5 protein-coding genes are annotated in these 6397 nt (G+C 52.4%); 4 read left to right on the top strand and 1 reads right to left on the bottom strand.

Features of this window, described 5'->3' with window-relative positions:
• Window positions 1–33 precede the first annotated feature (33 nt).
• A complete protein-coding gene (locus Q0216_RS07295) occupies window positions 34–726 on the bottom strand; it encodes a hypothetical protein (RefSeq protein ID WP_298594147.1) in 693 nt (230 codons plus the stop codon).
• A 786-nt stretch (window positions 727–1512) separates the two neighbouring features.
• Here Q0216_RS07295 and Q0216_RS07290 point away from each other — a divergent pair.
• The 4 genes from Q0216_RS07290 to Q0216_RS07275 all read left to right on the top strand — a co-directional run bounded on the left by Q0216_RS07290 (window position 1513) and on the right by Q0216_RS07275 (window position 6242).
• Window positions 1513–2559: a hypothetical protein gene (locus tag Q0216_RS07290; RefSeq protein ID WP_298594145.1), complete on the top strand. Its 1047-nt coding sequence runs from the start codon at window positions 1513–1515 to the stop codon at window positions 2557–2559.
• Between the two features lie 21 nt (window positions 2560–2580).
• Complete coding sequence (locus Q0216_RS07285; protein ID WP_298594144.1) at window positions 2581–3261, top strand: hypothetical protein; 681 nt, start codon at window positions 2581–2583, stop codon at window positions 3259–3261.
• Window positions 3262–3352: 91 nt separating this feature from the next.
• Window positions 3353–5434, top strand: a complete 2082-nt coding sequence (locus Q0216_RS07280) for a type IV secretory system conjugative DNA transfer family protein (RefSeq protein WP_298594143.1) — start codon at window positions 3353–3355, stop codon at window positions 5432–5434.
• 157 nt (window positions 5435–5591) lie between these two features.
• The gene (locus Q0216_RS07275) at window positions 5592–6242 is read left to right on the top strand and encodes a J domain-containing protein (protein WP_298594123.1); all 651 of its coding nucleotides are present in this window, start codon (window positions 5592–5594) and stop codon (window positions 6240–6242) included.
• Window positions 6243–6397 lie beyond the last annotated feature (155 nt).

Here is a 6397-nt window from a genome sequence, read left to right as displayed (position 1 = left end):
GGGAGGGGGGCACCCCCTCCCCTTGGAGCCAATCTACAAGCGGCGTAAATCAATCCCGAATGCAGAGCGAATCTCCACGATGTTGTTCATCATTCCTCGCCGGTCAGAACCAGTCGAGGGAATAACCACGCTCCTACCTGCTCCCGGGGTTCCAGACTCCCAAATCTTGTAGTGCCCTGCACCGGATTTAGAAACCGCAAGACCAGCACGCCGGGCGCGCTTCAACAGGTCATTAACATCTCGAGGCATCGACCCTACGGGGGTTCCTCCTGAACCTCTCGGTATAGCCTGCCTCAAGATTGAACTACTCAAAGTGTTTACAGCCCCAACGCTGACTACCCGACCTTTTCCCTCATGAACGAGCACATCAAAGGTTCCACGATAGAGGGTGTGTCCATTTTTTGCGGGGAAGGCGTCAGAATCCTCCAAGCTTGCAACAACGTTACCGGGGGTGATTTTAAGCTTCCTGCATTGCTGGAGTGCCCTAGTGTTGAAATACCAGCCATCAAGGGTTTCTGAGCTCAAATCAAGCCCAGCACGCAGAATACGGCGGGTGTACCAATCGACCAGGACAGCCAAACCGTTATCTCGATACGAGAACACCCCATTTCCTACATCTCTACATGATGCCGTCGGGGAGGTGGGAACCATCTCAAATTTTTCAAGTTCCAAGCCGCTTTCCGCAGCTATCCTCTTCGGTGAGTCACACCAACGCCATGTCGTCACATTGTCTCCTTCGCATAATTATTTACAGATGTTCCTGTGATTAATTATTCCCCATCTAGAAACTCTTAGCCTCTTAAAGTTCCATAATGTCCCATTTGCAAAGTGTGCTACTCAAGCACGTTCCAGACACTCACAAACCCCCGCAAATCCACCCAGCCCACCAAACCCCACACGCCACCACCTCAAAAATCCTGCAACTCACCCACTCACACCACATCATCACCCCACACGATCCACCATTCAATCTACCCAACCTCTACCCCCTCCACTTAGCCCGCAACTCTCAACATCCCCAACTCAAAAACACCTATCCAACACCTCGACAACACCCGAAAACCAAACACTGCCACCACCTCAAAAACCATTCCTCACACCCCACCATCTATACCTCACCCTCCTTCTGCAGCACCTCCTTCACCTCAAACCGCCTTCACTCACTCACCCCTCCACGCAAACCCCTACTCCCATCAGCTTCTCCACCTACTCCATACCCGCCTTTCACCTGCCCTAAATACCTTCTCCTTGCTCACCTCAAACCGCCACCTTCACCTCTTACTCTGCCCTAACTTCACCCCTAGATTCCGCCCCTTTTATCTGACATCCACACACAAGCACACGACAAGAAAACCTCCAATCAAACCACCCTAAACCCCCTACTTTCCTCTCTTTGCGCGAAATCTTTCTTAGATTCCGAACTGTTGGGTTCAATCCCTCCTCTAGACTGGTATCCCGGAAGATATGGAGAAATCTACAGAGAATATGAACATTTCTATGTAATATGTATTTATGGAAAATACTGACCGCCCTAATATCCTTGCTATCGAGAAGCGAGCCAACGGCAAGCTCACGCAAATCAACTTCACGGAACTTCATGTTCAAGTCCTGCAGTTCATTGCTCGTACCGGATGGGCTCGAGACATTCAGATAGCCGGGTGGCTAGGTGCCTCATACACAACGGTCACCAAAGCTCTTACCTATTTGAAGAAGGCTAAGCTCGTCAAATCTGAGAAGACCTACGCTAAGCTGCGAGATTTCGATAGCGATGATTTCAGAGAACGCCAGGTAACAGTTTGGTCAATCACCTCTCGGGCAATGCGTGAAGAGATCATCGGAAGCTGGAGGGTTGCAGGATACGGGGAAGATGAACTGTGCACCGCAACTCCTGGATCAATCAACAACCTTAGCCAGATTGACCACCGCCTTTGCATTAACGACATCGCTATTATCTTTGCTCGATACGGTTTCGAAATTGCCTTCGAGAAAGACATTAAACAGCTTGACGGCGTAGGCTACGCGCGTAGCAAGCGGCTGAGTAAAGTCTGGATCGTCGGCAACGGAACCCACACTCCAGACCTGGGAATCATCAATCCTAAAGATGGCCGAAAATGGGGAGTAGAGATTGAACGTCGTAAGAAAGAAATAGAATCTTACGAGGTCGTCATCAATCGCTTCAGCAATTCTGGAATGGGTCAGCTGTGGTTTTGCCAGCGTCCAGAAATCGCTCGAGCAATCCTTCGCGCCTGCGAAAAGCGAGGCATCACAATGACTGAATACGAATATGAGTACGGCAATGTCTGGGTATCCTCAGACGGTCTTATCCGCATCTCTGTATATCGTGGCGGAGTAGTCACCCCCATGCCTGCTGCATATCCAGATTGCACTGACCGGCGACGTATTTTTTGGGATGTCGCAGCAGGGCTCCCGGTAGAGTGCATCAGTCAAAACGAAAAGGGAAGCGTATGGAGATTACCACTCGGCCATAAGCCGCCGATGGGCTTTCCGCCTGCCTCTCCAATTGACCGCGCAAAGACCTGGAACAAACGCAAAAATTAAGAGTTCGACTATACTAAAGTTATGGAAAATACTCAGTGCAATATTACGATTTCGAAGTTCCCCGGCGGCGCATATGAAGCTGAAGGTCAGTACTCTACCGGAGAATCCGTAAAGATGATTCTCGGCAAGTTCGAAGATGCTTGTCACCTCGTTGTTACGGCCCTGCGCATGGGCGCACGTACCGCTACCGTAGCCATCAAGGTTGATTCTGCAGATGCAGTAGAAGACCTGATGAAGGCACGCAGCCAGGCTATCGAGAAGTACGAAGCATTTGCGCAGCAGCTGCAGAATGTACACCGCATCTACGTTGAGGATGCCGGCCTGACGTCTAAGCAAGCATCTAATTTCCTGGGCTTCTCCACGAGCGCAGGATATAAGAACAACACGGTAGATCGTTTCCTGAATTTCATTGGAGATGAGCCGGCGATTGTTGATAATTCTTCTGCAATTATTGGCGAATGGTCTCTAGATGATGCAGGATACCTCAGCGCGGTTGAAGTGTCGGATAAGAAGCTTGAGAAGGCTGTTGCTGATCAGTGGGTTCTCACTGGTGGTCTGCTGGCTATCTCTGAGAAGGCAGAAGATCCGCAGGATTTCGAGACTGAAGAAGAATCGGTTGAGGCTTCTGATGTTGAGGTAGAGAACGCTGCGGAAGAAGAGGTATCTGCCTCTGATGAATATGGCTACTCGTCTGGAGAATAGTCTCTGAATTTATCTCTGATGCGGGCGGTGTGCCCTTCTGGCAATACTGCGGAAGGGCGCGCCGCCCGCATCTTTTGTGAAAGGAAAATCAATGGCTCGCTATTTGATGCGAGATGTCAGTAATGACCGGGAGAACATGGGACGATCGCATTCTTTGCTTCGTGTTTCTCCGCAGGTTTCTGCTGTGATGCTTCTTATTGGGATTCTGGTTTCTGTTATTTTTCCGCTGGCTTTTGTCGTGAGCTTCTGGGTTAGTCGTGGATTCCAGAAGAAGCTGTGGAGCTCTTTGTGGAAGGCCGTAGTGTGTGTGGTTGGTGCCCTTGGTTTTTTGGGTGCTGCTGCTGGTCTTTGGGCTACGGTTCCTCGGCTGATTCAGTCTGAGAATTTTGTTCAGCTGTGGTATCAGAATATGGCTTTGCAGGCTCTTGGTGGAGTTGGTTTTGGTGTCTTTGCAGGTGTGCTGTGGTGGTTGCGCACTTACCTGAACCAGCCTGCGTATGCCCGGATGCGCCCGACTGCGTACACGCGGACTCTTACTCAGTCGCTGGTCTCGAAGTTCTGGTTTCAGCGTCGCATTGAATCTGGTGCCTTCTCGCCTGAAGACTGCATTGTGTACGGCGTGGAGTCCGATAAGTACTCTCGTGGTTTGCCGGTTTTTCAGCGCATGGAGGATGTGCTTCACACGATTGTTTTTGGCAAGACTGGATCAGGTAAATCTCAGACGATGCTGCGCGTAATTCTGGCGTACATGCGCTCGAATCTTCCCGGAATCATTATCGACATGAAGGGTGATCCACAGTACCGCGCCGCGATCCGCAAGCTTGGCGAAGAGAGCAATGTGAAGGTCTACGAATGGTCTCTGGCGGAGGAGCTAGGACATTATGATCCGCTGGCTTCAGGCGTGGATGCTCACTCTCAAATGGAGCTTGTGGTTAATTCGCTGAGCTGGGGTGAAGACTACTACCGCAACATTGCTGAGGATGCGTTGAAGACCCTGTTTGAGGTTCTTAACGTCACCGGTCCGCTGACCGTTACGGAGAATGATAAGACCGTGAAATGCTCTTATCTGGAGTCGGTTTATCACCTCATGGATATTGCGACTTTGGAGAGTTACGCTTTGGAAAATCTGCAGGGAGCAGAGCATCAGCACCTTCAGAACGATGCTCTTGCACTTGGTGCGAAGCTGAAGCGAGACCCCCGCTCGTATTCGGGTATTATTGCTCAGCTGAAGCCTCTTGTGGAGACTGCAGCAGGCCGCGGTATGCGCCCGGAAGGTTCCAATTCTTTCACCTTGCGACAGGTGTTTGATGAGAAGGCATTCGTCATTATTTCGCTGAACTCATTGAAGCAGCAGTCTCTGGCACGCCTGCTATCGGCACTGATCATGAATGACGTGCAGAAGCTCGCCGGTTCGCTCGGCGGCAATTCTGAAACGCCCTGGCTGCTTGCCGTCGATGAGTTCACGCATGCTGGCACTACCGGCCTGGATGCAATGCTGCAGCAGTCCCGCAGCTCTGGCGCTCGCATCATGATTTCAACCCAGAGCTACGCCGATATTGTGGCCATGGGCGAGCGCTCGGGTAATTCGGTGTTTGCGTCGCAGCTGACCGGTCAGGGGTCTATGTTGATTGTGCATCAGGTGGATGATGATACGGCGGCGTGGGTTGAGGGTCGTGTGCCGTTGCGGTGGTCTCGTGAGGAGACGGATACGTCGCATAAGAAGAATAGTTTGTTGGATTCTGATTCGGGTGCGTTGGCTGATCAGGCGTTCGGTCGGTGGGTGAAGGTGCCGGCTTTGTCTGCTGCTGCGTTTACTGAGTTGGGTCGTGGTGAGTTTGCGTGTGTGGGTAATTTTGTGTGGCGTGCTCGTCGTGGTGATTTTGTGTCGTCGTGGTGGGATATTGTGCGTGGTGTGAGGGTGTCTCGGCCTATGTTGGTGTCTCGTGTTTTGACGGTGCGTGATCGTGCGATGTTGGGTGAGGATGTTGTGGCTGCGGGTCGTGAGGCGGCTGAGGCTGAGGTGCGTGAGTTGAGTCGTATGAGTGAGTTGTCGGTGGGTGTTTCAGGTGTGCCTGGTGGTTCGTCGGGTGTTGTTCGTCGGGGCGTTGGTGTGGTGCCTGGTGTTGGTGTTGAGGAGTTTTCGTCCGGGGATGATGGGGGTGATTGGGTGTAGGTAGTGTGTTGGGGGGTCTCGTTGGTGCGGGGCCCCTCTTTTTTTGTGGGTGTGGTTGGTGCGCATGATGTGGTGTTGCCGTGTTTTTATGGTTTGTTTGGGGTTATGATGGGTAGAAAGAAAGTACCCGGCTCGTTGAGAGGTAGGGGAGAGGTTAATGATGGTTAATTACTATGAGTTGCTGGGGGTTTCCGTGTCGGCGTCCGCTGAGGAAATCAAGGCGGCGTACACGCGCGCGATGCGCAAGAATCACCCCGATATGGGAGGTACTGAGCAGTCGGCGCAGCTGCTGAATGAGGCTCAGCGCGTTCTGCTCGATGAGCGCCGCCGCGCTGAGTATGATGCCACCTTGGAGCGTCAGCAGCGCCGTATTGTGGTCATCAAGCCTAGCTCAGACCCGGTATCTACCTTTGCCGGCGAGCGCGGGTCTGCAGGGGATGTGCTGGCTCAGGACGTTATGGATAGCCCTGATGTGGCTGGTGCTGCTTTTGGTGTGGCGTATGAGGGCGCTCGCGCGGTGTTTTCGTGGGGTCGTTGGGTTCGTCGGCTGTTGCTGTGGTTCATTGTGTTGCCGGTTCTGGTATTTGCGGTGGTGTTGCCGGTGGGTGATGGTTTGGTGGCCTCTGGTTTTGCTGGTGCCGGTGATGTGGTGAAGGTGGCAGGTATTGTGCTGCTGTATGGTGTGCCGGCTAGTTTTTGGTGGGTGCGGTATCGTCGTCAGAATGCGGTGCGTTCGGGTGCGGGTTTGCGGGTGCGTCGTGTGAATGATGAGGGGAAGGTGGAGCTGTTTAGTGTGCAGCGTGGATAATTGTGGTGATGTGGATTAGAAGGGTTTGGCCCCGGACAGTGCGTTTGCTGTTCGGGGCCAAACCTTTTTTTGGGGGGGGTTAGTTGAGGTCGTAGTTGCTGGTGCGTTCGGGGGTGAGATTTTTAAGGAATATACCAAGAGCCCATGGTGCCACT

Source organism: uncultured Rothia sp. (assembly GCF_937976295.1).
Classification (GTDB): domain Bacteria; phylum Actinomycetota; class Actinomycetes; order Actinomycetales; family Micrococcaceae; genus Rothia.
This window is presented reverse-complemented; position numbering and strand designations above follow the sequence as displayed.

Excerpts from the sequence above, each read along its gene's own strand:
- Q0216_RS07290 (WP_298594145.1), top strand. The coding sequence starts at position 1,513 with ATGGAAAATACTGACCGCCCTAATATCCTTGCTATCGAGAAGCGAGCC.
- Q0216_RS07285 (WP_298594144.1), top strand. The coding sequence starts at position 2,581 with ATGGAAAATACTCAGTGCAATATTACGATTTCGAAGTTCCCCGGCGGC.
- Q0216_RS07280 (WP_298594143.1), top strand. The coding sequence starts at position 3,353 with ATGGCTCGCTATTTGATGCGAGATGTCAGTAATGACCGGGAGAACATG.
- Q0216_RS07275 (WP_298594123.1), top strand. The coding sequence starts at position 5,592 with ATGATGGTTAATTACTATGAGTTGCTGGGGGTTTCCGTGTCGGCGTCC.